The sequence below is a fragment of the Chryseobacterium sp. SIMBA_029 genome, from assembly GCF_046535275.1.
GTDB lineage: Bacteria > Bacteroidota > Bacteroidia > Flavobacteriales > Weeksellaceae > Chryseobacterium.
In genome coordinates this window covers 1-279 of sequence record NZ_JAWRXA010000209.1, presented here as the reverse complement: position 1 = coordinate 279, position 279 = coordinate 1, and the positions used below count along the sequence as shown (strand labels likewise).

Sequence of the window (279 nt, the reverse complement as noted above, 5' to 3'; positions counted from 1 at the left end):
CAGGATAGCCCAGAAATAGTTGTAGGCGGCGATCCAATGCCCCACCAGCCCCAAGCCCAGGAACGTCCACGCGGCAACAAAATAGACGTCCGTCAACGCGAGGTGCATTTTGGACAGGACCAAAAGCGGGGTGCCGAGCAACAACAGCGCCGTACGGATCTTGCCAACAATGCTCACCGGCAGGTCGGGATGTCCATGGAAATAGAGCAGCGACGCCAGGGCAAGAACAGCGTCCGGCACCATGAGCGCGGCGAGATACCACCACTGCACGACGCCGGC

The 279-nt window shown here is 60.6% G+C and carries 1 protein-coding gene; it reads right to left on the bottom strand.

Features of this window, described 5'->3' with window-relative positions; genetic code table 11:
- The coding region (locus tag SB679_RS23855; RefSeq protein WP_410704729.1) for a CDP-alcohol phosphatidyltransferase family protein at positions 1-279 on the bottom strand (279 nt) is incomplete at both ends.